Source organism: Pseudomonas sp. AMR01 (assembly GCF_041946035.1).
GTDB lineage: Bacteria > Pseudomonadota > Gammaproteobacteria > Pseudomonadales > Pseudomonadaceae > Aquipseudomonas > Aquipseudomonas antarctica_B.
On the sequence record NZ_JAUTYR010000038.1, the window covers coordinates 18,959 to 43,769 of the forward strand.

A 24,811-nucleotide genomic window follows, 5' to 3' on the forward strand; every position below is an offset into this window, starting at 1 on the left:
TCCGCGCCTCCTTATGGACGTTCGATGCGCCGCTGCAACAAGTTGATCAGCAGCAGCAAAACAAAGGAAACCACCAGCATCAGCACGCCGATGGACGTGGCGCCGCGGTAGTCGTATTGGTCGAGCTTGACCATGATCAGCAGCGGCAGGATCTCGGTTTTCATCGGCATGTTGCCGGCGATGAAAATCACCGAGCCGTACTCACCGACGCCACGGGCAAACGCCAGGGCGAAACCGGTCAGCCACGCTGGCAGCAACGCGGGTACGAGGATGTAGCGGAACACCTGCAACGGCTTGGCGCCGAGGCACGCGGCGGCTTCTTCGATTTCCCGGGGGATATCGGCCAGCACCGGCTGCACCGTGCGCACCACGAATGGCAGCGTGACGAAGGTCAGCGCCAGGGTGATGCCCAACGGGGTGTAGGCGATTTTGAAGCCCAGGTCTGCGGCGAACTGGCCGACCAGCCCGTTAGGCGTGTACAGCGCGGTCAGCGCGATACCGGCTACGGCGGTGGGCAGGGCGAACGGCAGGTCGATCATCGCGTCGATGATCTTGCGGCCGGGGAAGGTGTAGCGCACCAGCACCCAGGCCAGCAGCGTACCGATCACGCCGTTGATCAAGGCGGCGTACAGCGCGGTGCTGAAGCTCAGTTTCAACGCCGCCAGCACGCGCGGTGCGGAGATGATGTTCCAGAACTGATCCCAGGTAAGTTGAGCGGCGTGTACAAACATCGCCGCCAGCGGGATGAGTACGATCAGGCTGAGGTACACCACGGTGTAGCCCAGCGTCAGCCCGAAGCCGGGTATGACGGGGGAGATACGACGCGACATAAGAGTCCTTGGTTAAAGGGTAGAAACCACTGTAGGAGCGCGCCGTAAATGCAGAGGTAACTTACTGTGGCGAGGGAGCTTGCTCCCGCTGGAGCGCGAAGCGCTCCCAAACCGGTACCCGCGTTGCACCTGGTGCAACTCGGTTGTCTGATTTTGGGGCTGCTTCGCAGCCCAGCGGGAGCAAGCTCCCTCGCCACAGTAAGAGCCTCTCCAAACAAGCGGGCTCCTACAGGTATTTTTGGCTTACTGCGCGGTGTAAATCTGGTCGAACACGCCGCCGTCGTTAAAGAATTTCGGTTGGGCAGTTTTCCAGCCGCCGAAGTCTTTGTCGATAGTCACCAAGTCCAGTTTCGGGAACTGTTGGGCGTATTTGGCGGCGACCGCTGCATCGCGTGGGCGGTAGAAGTTTTTCGCCGCAATCTCCTGGCCAGCCGGGCTGTACAGGTGTTTCAGGTATTCAGTGGCGATTTCGGTGTTGCCCTTTTTCTCGGCGTTTTTGTCGACCACGGCCACCGGCGGCTCGGCGAGGATCGACAGGGAAGGCACGACGATGTCGAACTTGTCGGCGCCGCCGTCTTCTTTCAAGGCCAGGAAGGCTTCGTTTTCCCAGGCCAGCAACACGTCACCCTGACCGTTGTTGACGAAGGTAATGGTCGAACCACGCGCGCCGGTGTCGAGGATCGGCACGTGCTTGAACAGCTCTTTTACGTATTCCTGAGCCTTGGCTTCGCTACCGCCGGCTTTGAGGCCGTAGGCCCAGGCGGCGAGGAAGTTCCAGCGCGCACCGCCGGAGGTTTTCGGGTTCGGAGTGATCACGGACACGTCTTTCTTGATCAGGTCGCCCCAATCCTTGATGCCTTTGGGGTTGCCCTTGCGCACCAGGAACACGATGGTCGAGGTGTACGGAGTGCTCGCATCCGGCAGGCGGGTTTGCCAGTTTTCCGGCAGGGTCTTGCCCAGTTTGGCGATTTCGTCGATGTCGCCGGCCAGGGCCAGGGTCACCACGTCGGCGCGCAGGCCGTCGATGACCGCACGGCCTTGCTTGCCCGAACCACCGTGGGATTGCTGGATCTTGACGTTGTCGCCCGGGTGGGACTGTTTCCAGAAGCTGGTGAACTCAGCGTTGTAGTCCTGGTAAAGCTCACGAGTAGGATCGTACGAGACGTTGAGCAACTCGTAGTCCTTGGCAACGGCGGAACCGGCAAACACGGCACTGGCCAGTGCGGCCAGGGCGTAACGGCGAATCGACGACATAGAAGGCTCCTGAGAATTCTTGGGTGTTGGCTTTTTCTTATAGTTGCGGGTCTATCGCCGTCTGGGCTTAAGCCGGTTTGTTGCCAGGGTTCTGCAAACGAAATTTTTCTTTGCGTTCGATCTGTACCACTTGGGCGTTGTGCACAGTAATTTCCACCGCGCCAAACCGCAGATCGCGCAGGGCGCTCTGGATCTCACGCAAAATGGCTGCTTCGTCCTGGCCGTCGACGCTCCGTAGAGATGCGCTCATGGTCTCGCTCCTGAAATGAATAGTGCCTCGCAGTGGCGGCACTGCTTGCGGCGTGAGGGCGATAGTAGATAAGCGCGGATATTCTTAAAAATACTATTTAAGAATGTTTATATAACCAGAAAGAATTTTCTGGCGGGAGGTGGGGTTGCGAGCGGATTTTTGCGGACAACGCTGAAATTAAGCCGTGAACAGATCTAAATGTGGGAGCGGGCTTGCTCGCGAATGCAGTGTGCCAGCCACCGCATTTATCAATGAACCACCGCATTCGCGAGCAAGCCCGCTCCCACATTTTGGCTGTATTTCAAGTCTGAATAGTCGGTGCTCGGTCCCAATCAATCTCCCCCGCCGGCACCGGCCTGCCAAACCAATACCCCTGCCCCATGTCGCATTCCTGATCAGACAAGAACTGCGCCTGCTCCACTTGCTCGATCCCTTCGGCGTGCACCTGCATGCCCATGCTTTTCGCCAGGGCGATGACCACGCGCACAATCGCCGCGTCATCTTCATCCCACGGCAGCCCGGCGACAAAACCCTGATCGATCTTGAGCTTCTGCACCGGCAAACGCTTGAGGCGCAGCAGTGAGGAATAGCCGGTGCCAAAGTCGTCGATGGCCAGGCGCAAGCCCAGCTCACGCAAACGATGCAATTGCTCCAGGGCGACTTCCGGGTCTTCCATCACTGCGCTTTCGGTGACTTCCAGCTCAAGGAATGCCGGGTCAAGGCCGCTGGCGTGCAACACCTGAGCGACTTGCTCATACAGCTCGCGACGAGCAAACAGGCGGCTGGACACATTCACCGCAATAAAACTCAGCGGCGCGCCGTCGGCCAGCCATTGGCACATCTGGCGACAGGCCTGGTCCATCACCCAGGCGTCGATGTCGGCGATCAGCCCGGTGCGTTCGGCGATGGGAATAAATTCCCCCGGCGGCACCAGCCCACGCTCCGGGTGCTGCCAGCGCACCAGCGCTTCGACGCCGATCAGCCGGCTGCCGTTGAGGTCGTGCACCGGCTGGTAGTAAACGCGCAGCTCTCTCTGGTCGAGGGCGCGGCGCAATTCACCGGCGATTTCCACACGATGCTGAGCGTGGGCGGTCAGCTCTTCGGTGTACAGCGCGTAACCCTCGCGGCCAACACTCTTGGCCTTGAACAACGCCGAGTCGGCATTACGCAGCAGCTGTTCGGCGCTCAGTGCATCACTGGGAAACAGGCTGATGCCGATGCTGGCGCTGATAAACAGTTGGTGGCCTTCAAAGATAAACGGCAATTTCATTGCCTCGAGCACACGTTGCGCCAGGGCGGCGGCCTGCACCACCTGTGGACAACTTTCTGCCAGCACCGCGAATTCGTCACCGCCCAGGCGCGCCAGGGTGACGCCGGGGCCAAACAGGCCTTTCAAACGCTCGCCCACCACCTTGAGTAACTGGTCGCCAACGTTGTGGCCCAGGCTGTCGTTGATGATTTTGAAGTGGTCCAGGTCGAGTAACAGCAAGGCGCAGCCGCGCTTGTGCACTTGCGCCGAGGCCAGCGCCTGCTTGGCGCGGTCGGTGAACAACAGGCGATTGGGCAGGTCGGTCAGCGGGTCGTGATGGGCGAGGTGCGCCAGTTCGTGCTCGGAATCCTTGATGGCGCTGATGTCAGAGAACACGGCGACGTAATGGCTGATGGTGCCCGCCTCGTCGTGGATGACACGGAGGGTTTGCCACTGTGGATAAATCTCGCCGCTTTTACGCCGGTTCCAGATTTCGCCGCTCCATTCGCCGGTTTTATCCAGCGTCTGGAACATCTGTTGATAGAAATTCGACGAATGGCGCCCTGATTTGAACAGGCTGGGCCGCTCGCCCATGACGTCTTCGCAGCTGTAGCCCGTGATGGCCATGAACGCACGGTTAACGTGCACGATCAGCCCTTGGGCGTCGGTGACGAGCACGCCTTCGCGGGTGCTGTCGAACACGGCGGCCGCCTGCTGCAGGCGCTCGCGGTTTTCTTTCAAGGGTTGTTGCAATGGGTGAGCACGGGCAAAACGGGCGCAGATCAGGTAAATCGTCAACGCGCTCAGGGCAACCCACACATAGCCGCGCACCTGCAGCCAGCGGCTCAACTCCTTCGGGTCATCAAGAAAGTTGATTAATAAATGGTGGCTGAGTTGAAGCCACACAATGGACACCAGCAGGTAGACCAGCCCTGCACGCAGGGCACCTCGGTACGAAAACAGCATATGGTCAGTAATCCTTACCCAAAAACAAAATCGCCCTACAAAGGCTGCGGATTATAGAATAAGAAACATCCAGTCACTCCTATCTGAAAGAGCGGCTGGTTTTCTCTGTTGGCTTAGTGATAATGCGTGAGCTGTCTTTTTCTTTATCTGAGGGCCATACAGCCTATGTGGTACAACGGTTTTCTTGACCTGTCAGCCTGGCAACTGGTTGCAGTCACGCTGTTGATGACCCACGTGACCATTGTTGGGGTCACCGTCTATCTGCACCGTTATTCAGCCCATCGCTCCCTGGAGCTCAATGCCGGCCTGAAACACTTCTTCCGCTTCTGGCTGTGGTTGACCACGGCGCAGAACACCCGCGAGTGGACTGCCATCCACCGCAAGCATCACGCCAAGTGCGAAACCGTTGATGACCCGCACAGCCCGGTCGTCAAAGGCCTGTCCACCGTGATGCGCAAAGGCGCCGAGCTGTACCGCGCCGAAGCCGAAAACCCCGAGACCCTGCGCATCTACGGCAAAAACTGCCCGGACGACTGGATCGAACGCAACATTTACACGCCCTACCCGTTGCTGGGCGTGGCGATCATGGGCGTCATCGACCTGATGCTGTTCGGCACCATCGGCATCACTATCTGGGCGATCCAGATGATGTGGATTCCGTTCTGGGCTGCGGGCGTGATCAACGGCCTGGGCCACGCGGTCGGCTATCGCAACTTCGAATGCCGTGACGCGGCGACCAACCTGGTGCCGTGGGGCATCATTGTTGGCGGCGAAGAGCTGCACAACAACCACCACACCTACCCCAACTCCGCCAAATTGTCGGTGAAGAAATGGGAATTCGACCTCGGTTGGGCATGGATCAAAGTGTTCAGCTTCTTCCGCCTGGCCAAGGTGCAGCGCGTAGCCCCCATCGCTCACCGCGTTGAAGGCAAGGGCCATCTGGACATGGACACTGCGATGGCGATCCTCAACAACCGCTTCCAGATCATGGCCCAGTACCGCAAGTTGGTCATAGGCCCGCTGGTCAAGCAAGAGCTGGAAAAGGTCGATCATTCGGTGCGCCACCAGTTCCACCGCGCCAAGCGCCTGCTGTCGCGTGAAACCAGCCTGCTGGATGACCGCCACCACGTGCGCATCCAGAGCATGCTGGAGCACAGCCATGCTCTGAAGGTGATTTACGAGAAGCGTCTGGCCTTGCAACAGATCTGGCTCAAGACCAGCTCCAATGGCCACGACATGCTGGCTGCGATCAAGGAGTGGGTACACGAAGCAGAGGCCAGCGGCATTCAGTCACTGCGCGATTTTGCCCATCAATTGAAGACCTATTCGCTGCGTCCTGCGACGGTTTGACCGGGCGTTCACACCTCTCCTGTGGCGAGAGAGCTTGCTCCCGCTGGGCCGCCAAGCGGCCCCAAATCGGGACTGCTGCGCAGCCCGGCGCGAGCAAGCTCGCTCGCCACAGATACAGCGTTCACCTTCAAGTGAAAAGCATCGAGCGGAAGTCCGGATTCGGCACGCCACTGGTTTCTGACGTCATTTCTTAGTCAGCCTAATCACGGAACTTCACCGCAATTCCCCTCTCTCAATGAACACTTCGCCATCATGGTGGCCCTTGTAGTGACCGCTGTTCCATCCTGCGGCGCGCCCAGAGAGAGTTGTGCCGATGGTTCACGAAAAGCCCTCCTTATCCGACGTTCCCACTGCCGAGCATCCCCGCCCGGCAGCGGCGGCGACCCTGCTGGCGCTGATGCACGCCCAGGGTGAAGTCGAGCGGCTGAGTGAGCGCGAGCAACTGCTGAGTTCGTTGCTGATCAGCGTGAATGCCGTGATGTGGGCCATCGATTGGGAAACGCGTCGCGTGCTGTACGTGAGCCCTGCCTATGAACGTGTGTTTGGCCGTTCGGCGGGTTTATTGCTGGCCGACCACCGTGAATGGCGCAACAGCATTCACCCCGAAGACCTCGACTACGCCGAGCACAGCCTGGCCCGCGTGCTGGAAAAGGGCGCCGTGGAAGACCGTGAATACCGCATTATCACTGCCGACGGGCAGATACGCTGGCTGAGCGACAAGTGCTACATCAGCCAGCAAGTTGAACCCGGTGAGCCGGTGATCGTGGTCGGCATGGCCGAAGACATCACCGACAAGAAGCAGATGGAGCTTGAACTGCATCGCTTGGCGACCACCGATGTGCTGACCCAAAGCAGCAACCGCCGACACTTTTTCGAATGCGCCAACCAGGCGTTCGACAGCGCCTGCGTGCAAGGCGGGCCGCTGGCGTTCCTCTTGCTGGACATCGATGACTTCAAGGAAGTCAACGACACCTACGGCCACCTGGAGGGCGATCAGGTGTTACGGCGTATCGCCGAGAGCGGCCGCAGCGTACTGCGCCGTGGCGACCTGTTCGGGCGCATTGGCGGCGAAGAGTTCGCCGCCGTACTGCCCGGTTGCGCGCCGGAGATGGCGTTGCAAGTGGCCGAACGCCTTGGCAAGGAAATCCAGGCGCTGAATTTCAGCTACGAAGGCCGGGAGTTCACCGTGACCGTCAGCCAAGGTCTGGCCAGCCTGCGCGAAGAAGACTCGACCCTGGACAGCCTGTTCGCACGGGCCGATGCGGCCATGTATGAGGCCAAGCGCCTGGGCAAGAACCGCGTGATAGCAGCCTGAAGCCAACCCCCTTTAAGCACCAGCCCTTTCAAGGTCTTTAGACAGAACAGGCGATAAGTACTCTGTGGCGAGCGGGCTTGCCCCGCGTTGGGTTGCGAAGCGACCCTAAAAAGGAAGAATGCGGTGAGTCAGATACTCCTCGGCCGCTGGTTTCGGGGTCGCTTCGCAACCCAACGCGGGCGGTGCGACGATTCGACAAGCCCGCTCGCCACAGGCGATCGTGTTCGCCCTACCAGACAGATTTCCAAAGACCTTGAAAGGCCTAACTTTAAGCACTCAAAGCCAGCTCCCACATTCAACCCTTGTTGCACACCAAGAGACTGAATGTGTTGCATCGGGCACAAAAAAACCCGCCGAAGCGGGTTTTTTTCTGTCGATAGGGTCAGCGCCGCTTACAGCTCGGAGAAGCACTCTTCGATGATTGCCAGGCCTTTGTCCAACTGCTCGTCCGGCGAGGTCAGCGGGACGAGTACGCGCAACACGTTGCCGTAGGTGCCGCAGCTCAACAGGATCAGGCCCTTGTCACGCGCCTTGGCCACCACGGAGGCGACGGCAGCAGCGTTTGGCTTGTGCTTGTCGCCACCTTCGAACAGCTCGACCGCGATCATCGCGCCCAGGGCACGCACTTCGCCGATCACCGGGTACTTGGCCTGGATAGCCTTGAGGCCGGTCACCAGACGCTCGCCAACCGCTTTACAGCGATCCAGCAGGTGCTCTTCTTCAAACACTTCCATCACGGCCAATGCAGCGGCGCAGGCGATCGGGCTACCGGCGTAAGTGCCGCCCAGGCCGCCTGGGGCGATGGCGTCCATGTATTCGGCCTTGCCGCACACACCGGCCAGCGGGAAGCCGCCTGCGATGGATTTGGCGAAGGTGGTCAGGTCGGCGGCAACGCCCATCTGTTCCATGGCGAAGAAGGTACCGGTACGGCCAGCGCCGGTTTGCACTTCGTCGGCGATCAGCAGAATGCCGTGCTTGTCGCACAGTTCGCGCAGGCGCTTCATGAAGGATTTAGGCGCGACGTAGAAACCGCCCTCGCCCTGCACCGGCTCGATGATGATGGCAGCGATGTCACGCGGCTCGGCATCATTCTTGAAAATGCGTTCAATGCTGGCGATGGAATCGTCATCGCTCACACCGTGCAGTTCGTTCGGGAACAATGCACGGAACACGCCGCCTGGCATCAGGCCCATGCCGGCCGAATAAGGCACGACTTTACCAGTCAGGCCCAGGGTCATCATGGTGCGGCCGTGGTAGGCGCCGGTGAACGCGATCACGCCAGCACGGCCAGTGGCAGCGCGGGCGATTTTCACGGCGTTTTCGACAGCTTCGGAACCGGTGGTGACCAGCAGGGTTTTCTTGGCGAAATCACCCGGGACCTTGGCGTTAACTTTTTCGCACAGTTCCACGTAAGGCTCGTACGCCAGCACCTGGAAGCAAGTGTGGGTCAACTTGTTCAGCTGCTCGGTCACGGCGGCGATGATCTTCGGGTGCACGTGGCCGGTGTTCAGCACGGCGATACCGCCGGCGAAGTCGATGAACTCGCGACCTTCAACGTCGGTCACGGTGGCGTTCTTCGCGGATTCGGCGAAGATTGGGTGAATCTGGCCAACACCGCGCGGTACAGCGGCTTCGCGGCGTTTCATCAGGGAAGCGTTGGTTTTGCTCATAAAGTCCTCATTCGCCACTCATCGGGTGGCGGGGTCCAAGGAATACGTGGCGGGGAGGAAACTGCGGCAGCATGCGATGATCGACTGCCACAGCTTTCCCGGCCACTACGAATAACGTCTTGAAACACTCAAAGGGTCAGCGCTCTCGTGCCCTCTGCGTCTGCTGCAATCTCTTCCCGGACTTACCCCTTACAGAGCTTAGATGCCCAGGCAGAGGTATTTGATTTCCAGGTAATCCTCGATCCCGTACTTGGAGCCTTCACGGCCCAGGCCCGAGGCCTTGATGCCGCCGAACGGCGCCACTTCGTTGGAGATCAACCCGGTGTTCACGCCAACCATGCCGTATTCCAGCGCTTCAGCCACACGGAACACACGGCCCAGGTCGCGGGCGTAGAAGTAGGAAGCCAAGCCGAACTCGGTGTCGTTGGACATCGCAATCACTTCGGCTTCGTCTTTGAAGCGGAACAACGGCGCCAACGGGCCGAAGGTTTCTTCCTTGGCGACTGCGGCGTCTTTCGGCACGTCGACCAGGATGGTCGGCTCGAAGAAGTTACCGTCAATGACCTTGCCGCCGGCCAACAGCTTGGCGCCTTTGCTCAAGGCATCAGCAATGTGCTCCTGAACCTTGGCCACGGCTTTCTCGTCGATCAGCGGGCCGGTGGTGGTGCCGTCTTCCAGACCGTTGCCGATCTTGAGTTTGGCCACGGCCACCTTAAGTTTTTCGGCGAACGCGTCGTACACCGAATCCTGAATGTACAGACGGTTGGCGCAGACGCAGGTCTGGCCGTTGTTGCGGTACTTGGAAATGATGGCGCCTTCGACGGCCTTATCCAGGTCGGCATCGTCAAACACGATAAACGGCGCGTTGCCGCCCAGCTCCAGGGAGACTTTCTTGATGTCCTTGGCGCATTCGGCCATCAACTGGCGACCGATCTCGGTCGAGCCGGTGAAGGACAACTTGCGCACGATCGGGTTGCCTGTCAGCTCGCTGCCGATGTCGCCGGCACTGCCGGACACCACGCTGAACACACCGTTTGGAATACCGGCACGCTGCGCCAGCTCAGCCAGGGCGAAAGCGGAAAACGGCGTTTGCGACGCAGGCTTCAATACCATGGTGCAACCGGCGGCCAACGCAGGGCCGGCTTTACGGGTGATCATCGCGGCCGGGAAGTTCCACGGGGTGATCGCTGCGGTCACGCCAATCGGTTGCTTGATCACGATCAGACGCTTGTCCGGCTGGTGGCCAGGAATAACATCACCGTAAACACGCTTGGCTTCTTCGGCGAACCACTCGATAAACGAAGCCGCGTAGACGATTTCGCCCTTGGCTTCAGCCAGAGGTTTGCCTTGCTCCAGGGTCATCAGACGCGCCAAGTCATCCTGGTTTTCGATGATCAGTTCGAACCAGCGACGCAGCTTGTTCGCGCGGTCCTTGGCGGTCAATGCACGCCAGGCCGGCAGAGCCTTGTCGGCGGCTTCAATGGCGCGGCGAGTTTCAGCGGCGCCCATCTTCGGCACAGTGCCGAGAATTTCGCCCGTGGCAGGGTTGTTGACCTTGATGGTTTGACCGTTGTCCGCATCCACCCAAGCGCCATCGATAAAGGCTTGCTGGCGGAACAACTGGGCATCTTTAAGCTGCATGTCGGCTTTCCTTAACAGCACCGCGCGCACGCGGAGCGAATTAGAGTTGTTGAAAGGCGCCTTGTGGGCTGCCGTCAGGGAAATCAGCCTCAGCGCGCAAGCACATAAATAGCGCACGGGAGACAGAGCGTTTGAAATCTCAAACGAATCCTAGGATCAATGGGGGTACAGGGCAATAGGATGTTCGAAAAAAAGAACGATAACGGCGCATTTGCCGAATCTTTCTGATCAGCGTGAACAGGCCGCGTTCCCACGTATTGATCGGCTGCGCCCGCCATAGCGCCGCAGTCCGCTGATTTCCTACACGTTAACGGCCAAAACCCAGCATGGACGCCCAAGGTCGACATGGGTATGATGTCGCCCGCACAAGCATCCGTAGCTCAGCTGGATAGAGTACTGCCCTCCGAAGGCAGGGGTCGTGGGTTCGAATCCCGCCGGGTGCACCACATACTAGTTTCTGGCTGTCTCAAACAGTTTACGAAACACTCCGAGAAGCCCGCCCTGTGCGGGCTTTCTTGTTTCTGGCTATCCGTGCCTGTCTACACATATAACTTCCCGCTGTGTATGCCTTGAGGTTCGTATAACTGGAGGCATACAGAAAGTGGGCGCACTACAGTCAAACGACGCCCCTCGACAGCGCCCAACGAGTACGTTTGGTGACGCCCATGGGCTGGCAAGAAAACGCCTGACTTTTGTCCGAACAACAGATCGGCACGTACGCCGGACACCTGCTTTTTTATGAGGTTGATGCCCAGTCGCCACTGATCAATGCGGCAGGGTTTCTGGGGCAATGGCAATAGCAAATCTGCGCACCGCCGCTTGGCATTTAGGGCCTCTGCTGGACTTGCTTGGGTAAGAGTCAGGCGGCTTCCACATCTACAATGACAGCTCCGGCGGCAAGACCACTCATCTGCAAGTCGCCGCCTCGGTTCATGGCGGACTGCGACTCAGACGGGCTCCTGGTGCTGGATGAAATCGGGATGTGTGACCCACCACGTTGGGCATGGCAGTTGATCCGTCCGACCCAAATATTTTTGAAGTGCTGACTTTATTGGGTCGTAAGGTGAATGGGGTCATTCAAGACACTGTAAACGGCGGAGTAACGCTTTCCTAGCCAGTTTCACCGTTGTCCTGAGCTGGCCCACCATTCGCCGAGTACCGCTAACGATGAGAGTGTGACAGCTGTTGGCCGTTTTCTGTCCGTCGCGAGAGGCAGAAAACGGCCATAAGCAGCCGATAGGATTAGACTACACCGAAGTACTGTCAGAGATTATTTGTATGCTGATTGAGTGCCAAAGGTGCAGCCAAGGTTACGTTCGAGCAATGCGGGTGCGCTCCACAAATATTTCGCTGTGGGTGTGCGAAGAGTGTGAAGCAACGTGGACGAGCCAGGATGAGGTGAGTGCCAGTAATTTTGAAGGCTACGGTACGTTAATGGCCGGCATTGGGCGCAATTGTTTATGGTCAGAATTGGAGCCACAGTGAAAAATTCGTTACTGCTTACTTTCTGTCAAATGTCCGCTTTGGGTCGTCTTCTGCCCGTCGCGAGATGGAAGAAGACGACCCAATACAGCCGGTCGACACTGGCAGAAGTGGGGCAAAAGCGGAATTTATCTGCTATGACACCAATGACGAGTTGGCCTGCGAGGTAGGCTGTAAAAATATGATCACTACAGTGAACCAAGATGATTGCTTAAGCTATTTCGTCGTCGTGCATGGCATTGACATTGAGACCTACGAACGACTGGCCGTTCACTTCGAATGTCGTCGTGGCGGCATGCGGGTGACGGACGGAAGCCTGTATATCTCTATCCCAGTCACGATGGCTGCCTTAGGGGGCACCCTTGCTTGGGTCAAAACCGAACTCGGGGGGCGCTACTGTGAGCTGTATTTAATGGTGTGCGTCGCAACCAAATTGTCTTGGAGCGAGGTTGTCATCAACTCTGAGATAGCTTTGCTCGCTGGTCAAGCTGGTGCGGCGATTAAGGTTGCTTTTAAGCGAGCGTGATTTCATCTCTGCAGTATCAACATTGGGTGGACTTCTGCCAATTAGGGCCACCCAGTGTGCTGGTCAAATCCGGTGCGGACGACTTGCCAAGTCGAATGCAAATGAGTGGGCAAGTGCAATGCAGATGGGTGGTCAGGTTGAGTGCAATTACCCACCCTAGAGGCCAACCATGTGGTGTAGGGCCAATTTGGAAAGGCAGCATGAGAGCACGTATCCAGCCCCCTTCCAAAACTGGTGTAACCGGTGTCACGAGTGTAACGCTCTTCACCAAACGCCCGGTTTCATTGGCTTTCATGCCTGTTAGACAGTCGGGCGACATAGCGTACCTCCGATGTAACGCTGCCACTGCGTGTAACGCTAAAGTCAGCATCCGGCCAAAAGCGGACAGTCTCACTGGGACTGGGCTGGCGCGCTGAAAGCGCGTCCGGCGAGCGTGCTTGAATGCCTTGCTATGTATTCCTTCGCCGAGTGAGCGGGAAGACAAATGGCTTTTCTTGAGTTAAATTTATTTCGTTTAGCTTGTATTTAAGTCTAATATCACTACAAATAAATCGTCGAATTAGGTCTTCCACTTTAATATCACTTAGCTTGTGATTCCAAGGGTGAATTATAGAGCCACCCCTAACTTTATCGAAGCCATACTTTTGTCCCAGAGCTACAGTGATAGTATTTTCAATCTCTGTCACCCAGAAACAATCGCCAATTGATCTAAAGGCCGCATGTAAGTGAGTTGCTTTTCTCTTTCCCGTGAGGCCGCCCTCTATATATCTGATGGCGCCATTTTTATTTAATGTAGAGTAAGGGCTTTTTTTACCATGGCTTCGCAGCCTTGATCTCAACCCTTTAGCTGTACCCACGTACCATGAGTTCAGCTCAAGTTTCAAAATATATATATACCAATTTCTAATTTCTTCACTCCTTTTCCGGAATCAAATTATCCATAACGATTAAGCTAAGCATTTTGAGACACTACTCGATTCGAACTGAGCGTGTCTATTGCAAGTGGGTTACACCGCACTGCAGGATTAGGTCTGCTGACGTCGAAGCGTCTCATGCAGGTATCTAGCGGAGCGAGGGGTAACCCAAAACGTCGCTCTCGGCCAAAAGCAGTCCCTAATACCTGAAAATTAAGCCAAGCCGCGAAGCGGTGTCGGCTTGAATGAATTGTCAGGCCACGGCCGTTCCAGCTGGGATCCAAAGATCATCGCCCTCAACGTCATAGGTGCGCTGCTCGCAGCCACCGTCTTTGCAGCGGACATAGGAAAGCATACGGGTCGCGCCATCGCTGTGCGCCACCAACCAGTAGTAAGCATAACCATCATTCGAAAACTCGCTATCTGGCCAAACTTCGATACTGGGATGAAATGCGCTAAGGCGAGAGAACACTTCCGTCGATTTAATCATGGGTATGTCGGACATACTCTCTCCTGCGGTTAATTGTTTTGGGCTTCAAATTGGCCGAGTATTAAAAATATCACTAAAAGCCTGCCTCAGGTTGAACCCCTTCCGCGTGCTTCTTCTAGGTGCGCAAAATACTGGTCAGACATTAATTTTATGGCGCCGGCGGCACTTAGTTCGATCATGCGCCGATAAGCGTCCGCTTTTGGCCGGAAGCAGTCAGCTGGATGTACCTATAGATACCTGGGGCAACTCGCCCTAACGAGTTTTAATACCGTGCGATGCCTTTATGGCTTCATAGCGCCGACTCACAGGCCTTCAACGGCTCCTTGGGGTGCAATGCACAGATGTCGAAACCGTCACGCCTGGTATAGCCCGCACGCTTCATACATACAAATCGCTGGGCCATCTCTTGGAAGCTGGCCTTGGGATCAACGCCGGAACCATTCTTCTCACCACACGCCAACATGGACGCAACCAAATCCTGATGACTGGCGCCGGGTTTCTCCCACAAGTCGGCATCGGCCGTGGGGGGCTGGAATGGCTTGCTAAAGCAAGCGGTGACGTGGGGGCAAATCAACAGCGCAAATGCTACATTTTTGAGCCACATGATCAATCTCCTTATTCCCTGGTGCCGACGGGCAGCGGCGGTAGCGGCCCTCTAAGCGAAAGCCCCTAGTTGATAAGACCCGCCTTAATCATCACAAACCGCTCCTCCCAGAGCATTCATTGATGTAATACCTATTTGCCATGTAACACGCATATCGGCAAACCAGTCACAGCTGTGTAACGCCACATAAATCATTTGAAATCATAGACTTACCCACTTAATTAACACGCGTAACACACGTAACACGGTTTTATCAGGGTATCCCCCTAGCCCCATTTAGTATTACTCCTCCAGCGAAGCGAGGCGGGTCATGTTCTTGGCTTTGGTTCGATAGTGGGGACCCTGGAGCATTCTTAAAGGTACGGGGCAAAGAACCCGTACGTTCGTGTTAGCGGATGGATTTTTTAAGTTGGTTGACAGGTTGACGTGGTTGACACCCATCACCATGGTTGACGCCATGCAGGTGTTCACTATCAGCGACAGATACAGCCACCTTTACCAAAGCTGTAACGATGGCCCTTTTTCTTCAAGATCCTTTCAATTTCAACGATTGAAATTTCAGTAACTTCCGGCACCTCCCACTAACTCGATCCCGCGGGTTTCATGCCCCGTACCTTCAAGAATTCTCCAGGGTCCCCAGCGATATTTCAGCCCTACCCTCCCACCAGATTCAGCGGTATTTTCTTCAGTTACCCATTGGAGTAGGAAACACCATGTTCTGGCGCAGAGACAAACCACTGAAGGTCGAGCTGCTCAACCCTATCCACCTCACTGGTCCCTTACCCCCCGCTCGTCTCGAAACGGTCGATGAACACGCTGCTAAGGAAGCGAAAACCAATACCGATCTAGCTTTCAAACTGATTACCTTCGGAGCATTAGCATCGCAAGCGGCACTGGTGATCTATGGCTACTCGCTCCTTGTCGGCAGATTCCGGGAGTTCGGCATCGACCCAAACGAGCTATCCCTGAGTACACCCGCTCTACTTCTCCATGGGTATACCAACTCTTTCTCTAGCGTATTGGATGTAGCGGAAAAATTGCCCATTGTCGGCTCCGCTCTATTGCCGATTACATTTGCGGTGATCGCAGCGATCTACATCACAGCTATTACGAAGAGACCTAAAGCGAACGTAGTGAGTGGCCTTGCGCCATGGATGGGCATCTTCATGTTCATGGCCTTCCTCGCTCCTGCCGCGAGTGTTCGCCAAGGCATGAGTACTGGGCTGGCAGACTTCGAAAAATATACGCAGCAGGAAGCTGCTGGAGAACTTGAAGCGGTGGACGTCGTGGTAACCGAAAAAGGCGAACGCTTGGTTGGCCATCTGATTCTGGCGGACAGCAAAAGCACGTTCATACTCGTGGGAAGAACCCTATTCAAGCTTGACGGTACGACTGGCCGCGTGATCCGTGAGACTGAGTTGAAACGACGTCCTTCCGAGATGAAAAAGCCACCCTCCAAGCCGTAAAAGCACGGATAGCAGTAAGGGCCATGTATGCCCACGTGTATGCCTAACCGACACACGACCTAAGATACCCAGTAAACACGGGACTCTTACCGCCCAGTTCAAACGACGCCGGGTGCACCATACACAGATGAAAAAGCCCCAGGTCGAAACACCTGGGGCTTTTTTGTGGGCGCTGTATTAACGGGCTTTCAACGCCTCCAGCCGCGCGGGCAAATCCTCTTGTGGAAAGCGTTTGTACAACGCCAGCAGCTTCTCATCCGCCAACCTGGTTTCCCCAGCCTCACGCAGCCTCACAATCTCCTGCAAGCCCTCCTCCAATGAAGGCTGCGCCGCCGGTGCGCGCTTGCTCAGTTTCGCCGCCGGTGCATCCGCCAAGGAACCGGCGATTTCGGCTTGTGCCGACGCACTGTCTACCTTGGGGGCAACCGCCATCCGCGTCATGGGCGCTGGCGCCGAATACGCTTGCGGTGCAGGGCGTGCGGTTTCTTCGCGCAGGGCGCTGAAGGTTGCTGTGGATATCTCCGGTTGCGGCACGGGTGAGCGCACAACCACGCCGACCAACAGCGCGACACCGGCGACGGTGGCAAATGCCATCTGCCAACGCGGGCGCTGGCAGGCTTGCAGCCAGCGTTGCCACAGGCTTGGCTGCGGCGCCGGGGCTTCGCGGCGGGCGGTGTTGAGGATGAGGGCATCGAGGGACGCTGGGGGTTCGCCGGTGCTGTGTTGACGAACGTGTTGCAGTAACACGTCGTCGGAACCCTGGGTGTGTCGGGAGTCGGTCATACGGGTATCTCCTCGGCCAGCAGGCGGCGCAGTTTCTGCTGGGCGTAGCGCAGGCGGCTTTTCACGGTTTCCAGCGGGGTTTTGGTGAGGGCGGCGATTTGCGGCACTTCGAGTTCACCGTGCAGGCGCAGCAGGAAGACTTCGCGCTGGTCGGCGGGCAGGTCTTGCAGCGCGGCGTCGAGGCGCGCCTGGTCGCGGCTCAGGCTCAGTTGTTGCTCGGGGCCGGCGCTGTCGTCGGCCTGGGCGTGCAGTTGTTCGTCGTAGCTGTCGTGCAGTGGGTTGTGCATGCCGTGCTTGCGCCAGTGATCGATCAGGCGGTTGCGGGCAATCTGGAACAGCCACGTACGAAAACTCGCCCGCCCCTGTGGCTGGGTGGTGCTGCGGATCAGGCTGAGCCAGGTGTCTTGATACACTTCTTCGGCCAGTTCGGCCTTGTTGCTCAGGGACACGAGAAACCGGTAAAGGCCTTGGCGGTGTCGCGCGTACAAGACTTCAAACGCGGCAGCGTCGCCGGTTCGGTAGCGGGCCAGCAGCGATTCGTCGCTGGGTGAATCATCTGGAACGGCCATGTTGGTGGCGAACTCCTTTCTGACAGTCGACATCGATCCAAGTGTGGGAGCGGGCTTGCTCGCGAATGCGGTGGGTCAGCTAATAAATCTGTTAATTGATACACCGCATTCGCGAGCAAGCCCGCTCCCACAATGGTTCGTCAGTGTTTGAGGCTCTGCGCCAATTCCACCAGTTGCACGAATTCATTACGCAAGCCGAACGGGTCGTCGCCTCGGGCCGAGCGGGCCAGGGCGGCGGTGTCCTGCAAACTCATGCTGCCAGTGTAGCGGCCATCGCCCTTGAGCTGTTGGGCGAAGGCGGCCACTGCTGCCGAGAAGCGCAGGTCGTCGCTGGCGTTGGTCGATGGGTTGCGCACTGGCCGCTCGATCAATTGACTCTCACCCCCAGCAGCCGGCTTGTAGCGCACGCGTACCATTGCCAGCTCCTCCGATGGGTTGCCAACCGCAGGCGAGGCGGCATAACGCAGCGGCTCCAGCCAGCCCTTCTCGCCCTTCGGCACAATTTCGTACAGCGCGGTCACCGTATGCCCTGCACCAATTTCTCCGGCGTCGACCTTGTCGTTGTTGAAATCCTCACTCTTCAAGGCGCGGTTTTCATAGCCGAGCAGTCGGTATTCGCTGACGTGGGCCGGGTTGAATTCCACCTGCAGTTTCACATCCCGCGCCACCACTGCCAGGGTTGAACTCAGCTGATCCACCAGCACCTTGCGCGCTTCGCGCAGGTTGTCGATATACGCGTAGTTGCCATCGCCGGCATCGGCCAGTTGCTCCATCAGGTGTTCGTTGTAGTTGTCCACACCAAAGCCCAAGGTGGTCAGTGAGACACCGCTTTTGCGCTGGTCAACGGCCATCTGCTTGAGGCTGTCGAAGTCGCTGATGCCCACGTTGAAGTCACCGTCGGTGGCCAGCAGGATGCGGTTGATGCCCTTGTCGATAAAGCCCGCACGTGCCATCTGATAGGCCAGTTCGATGCCGGATGCACCGGCGGTGGCGCCGCCTGCGGTGAGTTGATCGATGGCGTTTCGGATTTTGGTTTTATCGCGCCCGGAGGTCGGTTCAAGCACCACACGGGATTCACCGGCGTAGGCCACCAGCGATACGCAGTCTTGTTTACGCAGTTGATCCACCAGCAACTTCAGGGTGCTTTTCACCAGCGGCAGGCCTTCGCGGCGGTTCATGGAGCCCGACACATCCACCAGGAATACCAGGTTGGCTGGTGGCAGGTCGGCCACGGCACGGTCGGAAGCTTTGATGCCGATGCGCAGCAATTGGGTATGTGGATTCCACGGCGTGGCGGCCACTTCGGTGGTCACACCAAAGGGCGAGCCGTCGGTGGGCAACGCGTAGTTGTAGGGGAAGTAATTGACCATTTCCTCCAGTCGCACGGCACCTTCGGGCGGCAGGCTGCCTTGGTTGAGGAAACGTCTTACGTTGGCATAACTGCCGGTGTCGACGTCGACACTGAAGGTTGAGACGGGCATTTCCGTGACTCGGTGCACCGGGTTTTCCGGCAGGTTTGCGTATTGCTCACGGGGCTCGCTGCGGTATTGCATCGCCGTCGAATCCTGCATCGCCAGGCGCGTGGCCATGGGCGCGGGCAAGGCCATGCGTTTGCTCATTGCACCCTGGACAGGTTCGCTTTGCAGCTCGGAGATGGGCGCTGCGTCGGCTGGCTTTGGCACATCGCGGGAGGAAGACAGCCCGCAACCTGCCAACGCTACCAGCAGCGTAACGGTGAAGCCTTGGGCTGCAGGACGCATGTGCAGAAGGGGACGGGACATTGGCTTAACCTCGTGTATGAATGATCCGCTCACAAGGTCAGACGCAAGGCTTCCATGGTTCGGGTTAAAGGCCAGCAACACTCGGAAAATCCGTACAGGTAGCAGTGGGTAAACCCGTTGACTGTCGTCTACCCAGCAACAGCGGGCATGCGTGCTGAAATCAAATAGTGCGTGAACCAACAACCATCAACGTCAACAGTTTGTTAACGGCACATAAGGATTTACCAAGACACATATCGACCTTTGGAAATTTATTCCCGCACTGGCAGTTTTACACTCGGCAAAGGGAATTTGCGGGCTTGACGCAGTAAGGATGAGTGTAAACACACAGCGGAAATAACCCTCTTGAAAATAGAGTCGAGAACGCCTTTTTATCCCCTAACGCCAACCGACACCCAGCACGCTCAACGTCCTTCCCTTTTACGGCCGGTGTGGCGACCGTTTACCCAATCCTCCACCCGGCACCCTTTTGTGCGATCGGCGCCACCACGAGACATCCAACAACATCGTCGTTTGGGCACTCCTTCTCCGGATACTGCAAACACGAACGAAGGCAACCATGACGCCACTCAACGCGCGAACGACCCCTATATCAGTAGAGTCAACAAGCAATCTTTTGATAAACAACGAGCCGTTGAGCAGCTCACACGGCATATGCCCACATGGCAGGACTTGAACCGTAATAACAAGACCGAAATAGCCTACTACTTCAACTCCATTAGAGGTGTCGCGTTCAACGAACTCCAAAAACAAGAGGCGCGGCGCGCCATTCAGTCGTGGGGTGATGTGGCTAACGTGGTCTTCACTGAAAACGGCGGTCGGGCCGAAGGCCGCTTGTCTTTTGGTATTTCGAGCGATCAGACAACTGCCTATGGCGCTCCTCCCGGCCCCTATTCCAATAACGGAGACACCCGCTACAACCCAAACTATGTGACCCGCCCAACGTTAACGCATGAGATCGGCCACAGCCTCGGGCTGCCTCATCCGAGCAATTACAATCACAGAGGCAAAGATGAAACACGCACTGACGCCGACTTCGCGGAACTGCGCGACTACGCAGAAGACTCACGCGCCCACACCGTGATGAGTTATGTGTCAGACAGCTACAGTGGCAAACGTATTGGCGACAGGCCCAAAGCACCGATGATGGATGACATCAGCAGCATTCAACACAAGTACGGCGCGAACACCCAAACCCGTAGGGAGAACAACACCTATGGCTTCAATTCAAACAGCGGGAGGGACTATTACTCGCTGAACACTTCCCGTGACACAGCCACTTTCTGCATTTGGGACGGTGCTGGCATCGACACGCTGGACGCTTCGGGTTACTACGACAATCAAGTCATCAACCTGAGGGCGGGCTCGTTCTCCGATATAGGCGACTTGAAGGGCAACGTTTCCATCGCCCGAGATTGCACCATCGAAAACGCCATTGGCGGTTCAGGCCATGATGCGTTGATTGGCAACGATGAGAATAACCGCCTCACCGGCGGGTTGGGTGCCGATCGCTTGCGCGGAGGCAGGGGCGCCGACAGTTTCATCTATCACTCCGCCAACGACTCCACGCCTGAAAACCCGGATGAAATCATGGATTTCACCAGCGGCATCGACACCATCGACGTATCGGGAGCGTTGCGCAACGCAGGCCTGGCTTCACTTTCTTTCGTCAATGCCTGGAGCGGCAAGGCAGGTGAAGCGCTGATCACCCATGACGAGAAAAGTGGCAGGGGTTCGGTGTCCGTCGACCTGACGGGTGATGGCAGAGCAAACCTGTTGATCATGACCCATGGGCGAGTCCGGCCTGCGGATATCATCCCGCTCAATAGCCCGATCCTGAAACCACCGATTGATGCGCCCATGGCACGACCGCGTTTCGTCTTCAATACGGCACGCGAATCAAGCCTCGCCAATGCCCGATTGTTCACGGATTTTACCTCGGGCACAGACAAACTCGACCTGCGCGGGCTGGAAAAACAGGCCAATACACGCCTTACCCTAGTCAATGCATTCACCGGGCGCATTGGAGAGGCAATCGTGAGTTACAACCCGCACACCTACCGCTACTTCGTCGCCATCGACCTGACCGGCAATCGCCGCCCGGACTTTCTGGTGAAGAGCACGCAGGTGATCAAACCGAAGGACATTCTAGTGAACTGAATGCCTGGAAACCTTTGCTGACCGGGGGGCCAGCAAAGGCTTTGTTCGGCAGATCAGTCAGTGCCGTACTTCGGATTGCGCGGCCCGTACAGAATCCCGGTGCGTTGCCCCGCCGACAGCAGGCGCGCACTGGTGATACCGGCAATCGGGTGCGCCGCATCGGTGGAGCTGTTGATCACTTGTTTGACTGCCGCCGTGATCAGCATGCCCACCAGGCCGCCGCTGTTATTGTTGCCTTCCTCGCTCGAAGCCCGCGCGGCACCGGTCCACAACGTGGTGCCGGTGCGCAAATCCACCAGCTTGGCCGAAGCGGTCACGGAGGTGTCGCTGGAGATGAGCATGTACTTGGTGCCGTACTCGCTGACGGTGATGTACAACGCCGCGTCCGCGCCGAAGATGTCATGCAGCTTGCCCGGTGCCACGGCCTGGATATCGTTGGCAGTGGTCAGGCCGTTCTGGCGGAAAGTTTCGTCCACCAGGGCGATCGGCAACACGTAGTAACCGGCTTCGGCCAACGGGTAAGTGACTTGCGACACCAGGCTGTAGGACGCCTGCACTTCGGGCGACTCATTGATCGGCGGCAATACCAGGATCGATTTCGGGCGCGCTTGCTTGTACGCCGTGTAGTCGATGGTTTTGGGGGCCGCGCAACCGCCGAGCAAGGCCAGGGCGAGCAGGGCGCCGGTGAGTTTTAACAGGCTCATTTTTTGGCGACTCCGGTCTTGGCGTTTTTCAGCAGAAAGTCCATGTACGCGGCGGACTCAGGGAACAAGGCCTTCTCGGTGCGCAGTTCCTGCACCATCTGGTCATCCTTGCCCAGGCCGAGGTACAGCAGGCCCAAGTGCGCGTGGTAACCCGGCGGCGCCTTGCGGCCACTGGCGTTGATCTTTTGCAGGTCACGCTCCAGTGCTTCCACCTGGGCTTCTTTCGGCTCGCCCTTGAAGTATTCGTAAACCTGCGGCTGGTAGCTTTCCCATTGATACAGGGGTTGGGGCGCCGTCTGGCACCCGGCGACCGTCGCGATTGCTGTCAGCATCAGCGCCAACTTTACTGCCTTGTTCATCCGTGTGCTGCTCCTGTGGGTGTGACTGTCACTTGCGCGGGTTCCAGGCGCCGGCGTTGATACCGTCTACCAGGCGGTTGATCGCTTCGCGCATGGCCAGGTCGAGGACCTTGCCATTGAGGGTGGAGTCGTAGCTGGCGGTGCCGCCGAAGCCCACGATTTCGCGGTTGGACAGGGCGTATTCACCGGCACCCTGGGTGGAATACACCACTTCGGAAGTACTGATGTTGACGATATTCAGCGCGACTTTGGCGTAAGCCACCTGGGTTTTGCCACGGCCAAGAATGCCGAACAGTTGGCGGTCGCCGGTCTCTTTGCGGCCGAACTCGGTCACATCGCCCGTCACTACATAGTCAGCGCCCTTGAGCTTTTGCGCAGTGCCTTTGATCGCGGCTTCCTGGGAGATTTCGCCCATGTTGTCGCGGTCCAGCACGCTGAAGCGGTTGGTCTGCTGCAGGTGAGTGATCAGGATGGTCTTGGCCTGGCCACCGAGGCGGTCGACGCCGTCGGAGAAGATGCCGCGCATGTAGCTGGAGCGGTTGTCGAACTTGCCCACGGCAATCGGCACGCGCACGCCGGAATAGGCGACGCTGGCGCTGGCGACTTGTTCTACCGGCATCGCGCGGTTGCTTTCAGTGGCGCAACCGGCCACGGCCAGCAGCGCTGCGGCGGTAAGGCCCGACAGCAGGATTTTGCAGAGTGTTTTCACGGGGTGCTCCTGAAGTGAGAAATCAGCCCTTGCCGCAGGTAAAACCCGCGGCAAGGGATGCTGTGTACGCCGTCAGCCAAGTCGAAGCTGTCAGACGTGTCTGGAAAAACGCGCGCATTTGCCCACCGCTTCAACATCAGCAGTGTCGAGCAGGCAGGTGACTGTTTTGGAGAGGATGCCCGGCGCGGAGCAGCGCGGCTGGGCAGGCGCTGCCCGCTGAAAAGCAGGAGGCCGGGGGATAAGCAGAAATGCGCATTTCTTGATTCATCCTTGAAAAATGTCTTGTAACATATGCGGCGGCATTTTACGGGGTTGATCGCGGTACTCAAGCGGTTTTGATGCTCATGGGCATCTCGCCGCCCAACGGCAATGCCCTCTAAAGTAATGCCGCCAGAGGGCGACATTGGCTTGATTTGCTCAATAAACAGGAAGTTGCGTGTTGAAAATCCTCCTCCGGGCTGCGGCCCTGATAGCGACGCTGTCGATGACCGGCTGCGTCTCCTACACCGTTACCGGCCCCATCGGCGCCCCGCTCCATCCGGCCTCTACCAGCAGCCCGCGCAGTGCGCAAATCGCCGACGTGACGGTGAGCGCCGCCGACGTCAACGACGCCAACAAAACTGCAATCAGCCGCTCGCTCACGGCCCAGCTCAACACGTACGTGCGCGCTGCGGGCTACTTCAGCCAAGTCACCGAGTACCCGGTGCGACTGGGCGAAAACGACGTAGCGCTGAAGTTCAACATGACCTCGCTCAAGGGCCACCGTGGCGTTCACCCCGGCTACGTGCCAGGGGCCTTGCTGACGCTGACGATCTGGATATGGGTCAACGGCCCGATTTACGTCGACACCTTTGACGTGGCTGGCGACCTGGTGATCGTCGACCGCGACGGCAAGGAGCTGGCGAGTGCCAAGCAAGAGGTCAAGTTCGAACGCAACGTGGGCCTCTATGGCCGCGAATACTGGGCACCGACCATGGGCGCCAAACAGCTGAACGAGCTGGTCGCAAAACTGCTCGACACAGCCACCGCCAAACTGGCCAAACCTTAATTTCAAGGAGCAACACATGAAAGGATTGATTAAACACAGCCTGGTCCTCGCGGCCGTTTTGCTGACCGGTTGCGTGTCCTACTCGCAACATGAACTGCCACCGGTGCAGACCTGGCCGCCAACCGCCAACGCACCGGCACAAAAGCCTACGGCGTTTGTGCGCACCACGTCGCTGAGCCACGTCAACGGCGGCCCGGGCAACACCGCCGCCGGCAAACCGGCGGCCCTCTGGGAAAAAACCGTGGCCGACTCATTCCGCCAGTCCAACCGTTTCTCGCGGGTGAGCACGGATAAGGTCGACTCGGACATCTATGCCGACGCCACGTTGCACAACAACGAACAGTTCAGCATGGCCTCGGCGATCATCACCGGCGCGACGTTCTTCATCATTCCGTCCACGGCAAAGAACACTTTCACCCTTGAAACGGTATTCAAAGACAAGGACGGCAAAGAGTTGGGCCGGGTCAGTAAAAGCGAATCGGTGCGCACCTGGATGCAGCTCCTACTGATCGTGGGCATTCCCTTCCAGGCGGATACGCGGGAAGTGGTTGAAGCGCTGACGCGCAGTACGCTGGATGAGGCGGTGCAGCGCAAATTGTTCTGATGCACGCCTGACCAATGTGGGAGCGGGCTTGCTCGCGAAGGCGGTGGGTCAGGCAGTATCTTTAGTGGCTGATATACCGCTTTCGCG

21 protein-coding genes, 1 tRNA gene and 1 pseudogene are annotated in these 24,811 nt (G+C 57.8%); 9 read left to right on the forward strand and 14 right to left on the reverse strand.

From position 1 onward, the window contains the following. Nucleotides 1-11: 11 nt before the first annotated feature. From cysT to dibA, 4 genes are all read right to left on the reverse strand, one after another. Complete coding sequence (gene cysT, locus Q7C20_RS22820; protein ID WP_058413035.1) at nt 12-830, reverse strand: sulfate ABC transporter permease subunit CysT; 819 nt, start codon at nt 828-830, stop codon at nt 12-14. 243 nt (nt 831-1,073) lie between these two features. Then, nucleotides 1,074-2,084 carry a sulfate ABC transporter substrate-binding protein gene (locus Q7C20_RS22825; protein ID WP_375070433.1) on the reverse strand — a complete coding sequence of 337 codons (1,011 nt, stop codon included), beginning with the start codon at nt 2,082-2,084 and terminating at the stop codon, nt 1,074-1,076. 67 nt (nt 2,085-2,151) lie between these two features. Next, nucleotides 2,152-2,334, reverse strand: coding sequence for a sulfur starvation response protein OscA (gene oscA, locus Q7C20_RS22830; RefSeq protein ID WP_010565387.1), 183 nt, complete (start codon nt 2,332-2,334; stop codon nt 2,152-2,154). A 301-nt stretch (nt 2,335-2,635) separates the two neighbouring features. Next, nucleotides 2,636-4,549: a phosphodiesterase DibA gene (dibA, locus tag Q7C20_RS22835; RefSeq protein ID WP_375070436.1), complete on the reverse strand. Its 1,914-nt coding sequence runs from the start codon at nt 4,547-4,549 to the stop codon at nt 2,636-2,638. A gap of 165 nt (nt 4,550-4,714) precedes the next feature. On the opposite strand from dibA, the gene desA reads away from it, so the two are divergent. Both desA and Q7C20_RS22845 read left to right on the forward strand, forming a co-directional pair. After that, the gene (gene desA / locus Q7C20_RS22840) at nt 4,715-5,899 is read left to right on the forward strand and encodes a delta-9 fatty acid desaturase DesA (RefSeq protein ID WP_348055779.1); all 1,185 of its coding nucleotides are present in this window, start codon (nt 4,715-4,717) and stop codon (nt 5,897-5,899) included. 313 nt (nt 5,900-6,212) lie between these two features. Next, complete coding sequence (locus Q7C20_RS22845; protein ID WP_348055781.1) at nt 6,213-7,214, forward strand: sensor domain-containing diguanylate cyclase; 1,002 nt, start codon at nt 6,213-6,215, stop codon at nt 7,212-7,214. A 392-nt stretch (nt 7,215-7,606) separates the two neighbouring features. Here Q7C20_RS22845 and gabT read toward each other — a convergent pair whose 3' ends face one another. Both gabT and gabD read right to left on the reverse strand, forming a co-directional pair. Then, nucleotides 7,607-8,884, reverse strand: a complete 1,278-nt coding sequence (gene gabT / locus Q7C20_RS22850) for a 4-aminobutyrate--2-oxoglutarate transaminase (RefSeq protein ID WP_110622919.1) — start codon at nt 8,882-8,884, stop codon at nt 7,607-7,609. Nucleotides 8,885-9,082: 198 nt separating this feature from the next. Beyond that, the gene (gene gabD / locus Q7C20_RS22855; RefSeq protein WP_375070439.1) at nt 9,083-10,525 is read right to left on the reverse strand and encodes an NADP-dependent succinate-semialdehyde dehydrogenase; all 1,443 of its coding nucleotides are present in this window, start codon (nt 10,523-10,525) and stop codon (nt 9,083-9,085) included. A gap of 369 nt (nt 10,526-10,894) precedes the next feature. On the opposite strand from gabD, the gene Q7C20_RS22860 reads away from it, so the two are divergent. The 3 genes and pseudogenes from Q7C20_RS22860 (at nt 10,895) to Q7C20_RS22870 (ending at nt 12,533) form a co-directional block, all read left to right on the forward strand. Next, nucleotides 10,895-10,971 (forward strand) — tRNA-Arg (locus Q7C20_RS22860). A gap of 186 nt (nt 10,972-11,157) precedes the next feature. Continuing rightward, nucleotides 11,158-11,517, forward strand: a pseudogene (locus Q7C20_RS22865) (DUF927 domain-containing protein); the annotation flags it as partial. A gap of 452 nt (nt 11,518-11,969) precedes the next feature. After that, entirely contained in the window at nt 11,970-12,533 is a 564-nt protein-coding gene (locus Q7C20_RS22870) for a hypothetical protein (protein WP_375070441.1), read from the forward strand. 1,167 nt (nt 12,534-13,700) lie between these two features. Here Q7C20_RS22870 and Q7C20_RS22875 read toward each other — a convergent pair. Both Q7C20_RS22875 and Q7C20_RS22880 read right to left on the reverse strand, forming a co-directional pair. Further along, a complete protein-coding gene (locus tag Q7C20_RS22875; protein WP_012724084.1) occupies nt 13,701-13,952 on the reverse strand; it encodes a hypothetical protein in 252 nt (83 codons plus the stop codon). A 274-nt stretch (nt 13,953-14,226) separates the two neighbouring features. Beyond that, nucleotides 14,227-14,541, reverse strand: a complete 315-nt coding sequence (locus tag Q7C20_RS22880; RefSeq protein WP_375070443.1) for a hypothetical protein — start codon at nt 14,539-14,541, stop codon at nt 14,227-14,229. A 713-nt stretch (nt 14,542-15,254) separates the two neighbouring features. Between Q7C20_RS22880 and Q7C20_RS22885 the strand changes: the two genes are divergently transcribed. After that, complete coding sequence (locus tag Q7C20_RS22885; protein WP_375070445.1) at nt 15,255-16,007, forward strand: hypothetical protein; 753 nt, start codon at nt 15,255-15,257, stop codon at nt 16,005-16,007. Between the two features lie 177 nt (nt 16,008-16,184). Here Q7C20_RS22885 and Q7C20_RS22890 read toward each other — a convergent pair whose 3' ends face one another. The 3 genes from Q7C20_RS22890 to Q7C20_RS22900 all read right to left on the reverse strand — a co-directional run bounded on the left by Q7C20_RS22890 (nt 16,185) and on the right by Q7C20_RS22900 (nt 19,140). After that, nucleotides 16,185-16,790 carry a hypothetical protein gene (locus tag Q7C20_RS22890; protein ID WP_375070447.1) on the reverse strand — a complete coding sequence of 202 codons (606 nt, stop codon included), beginning with the start codon at nt 16,788-16,790 and terminating at the stop codon, nt 16,185-16,187. Beyond that, nucleotides 16,787-17,359, reverse strand: a complete 573-nt coding sequence (locus tag Q7C20_RS22895; protein WP_375070449.1) for an RNA polymerase sigma factor — start codon at nt 17,357-17,359, stop codon at nt 16,787-16,789. The genes Q7C20_RS22890 and Q7C20_RS22895 overlap by 4 nt, the downstream gene beginning before the upstream one ends. Nucleotides 17,360-17,499: 140 nt before the next feature. Continuing rightward, nucleotides 17,500-19,140 carry a von Willebrand factor type A domain-containing protein gene (locus Q7C20_RS22900; protein WP_375070452.1) on the reverse strand — a complete coding sequence of 547 codons (1,641 nt, stop codon included), beginning with the start codon at nt 19,138-19,140 and terminating at the stop codon, nt 17,500-17,502. Nucleotides 19,141-19,653: 513 nt separating this feature from the next. Here Q7C20_RS22900 and Q7C20_RS22905 point away from each other — a divergent pair. After that, the gene (locus tag Q7C20_RS22905) at nt 19,654-21,300 is read left to right on the forward strand and encodes a M10 family metallopeptidase C-terminal domain-containing protein (RefSeq protein WP_375070454.1); all 1,647 of its coding nucleotides are present in this window, start codon (nt 19,654-19,656) and stop codon (nt 21,298-21,300) included. 53 nt (nt 21,301-21,353) lie between these two features. Here Q7C20_RS22905 and Q7C20_RS22910 read toward each other — a convergent pair whose 3' ends face one another. The 3 genes from Q7C20_RS22910 to Q7C20_RS22920 are packed head-to-tail and all read right to left on the reverse strand — an operon-like array spanning nt 21,354 to nt 23,072. Further along, nucleotides 21,354-22,004 carry a DUF799 domain-containing protein gene (locus tag Q7C20_RS22910; protein ID WP_375070456.1) on the reverse strand — a complete coding sequence of 217 codons (651 nt, stop codon included), beginning with the start codon at nt 22,002-22,004 and terminating at the stop codon, nt 21,354-21,356. After that, the gene (locus Q7C20_RS22915; RefSeq protein WP_348055796.1) at nt 22,001-22,363 is read right to left on the reverse strand and encodes a DUF4810 domain-containing protein; all 363 of its coding nucleotides are present in this window, start codon (nt 22,361-22,363) and stop codon (nt 22,001-22,003) included. Before Q7C20_RS22915 ends, Q7C20_RS22910 begins: the two co-directional genes overlap by 4 nt. Nucleotides 22,364-22,391: 28 nt before the next feature. Continuing rightward, nucleotides 22,392-23,072 (reverse strand): CsgG/HfaB family protein, encoded by a 681-nt coding sequence (locus Q7C20_RS22920; RefSeq protein ID WP_375070459.1) that lies wholly within the window; start codon nt 23,070-23,072, stop codon nt 22,392-22,394. A gap of 436 nt (nt 23,073-23,508) precedes the next feature. On the opposite strand from Q7C20_RS22920, the gene Q7C20_RS22925 reads away from it, so the two are divergent. Next, entirely contained in the window at nt 23,509-24,120 is a 612-nt protein-coding gene (locus tag Q7C20_RS22925; protein ID WP_375070460.1) for a hypothetical protein, read from the forward strand. Between the two features lie 16 nt (nt 24,121-24,136). Then, nucleotides 24,137-24,724 (forward strand): hypothetical protein, encoded by a 588-nt coding sequence (locus Q7C20_RS22930; protein ID WP_348055802.1) that lies wholly within the window; start codon nt 24,137-24,139, stop codon nt 24,722-24,724. The last annotated feature ends 87 nt before the right edge of the window (nt 24,725-24,811 follow it).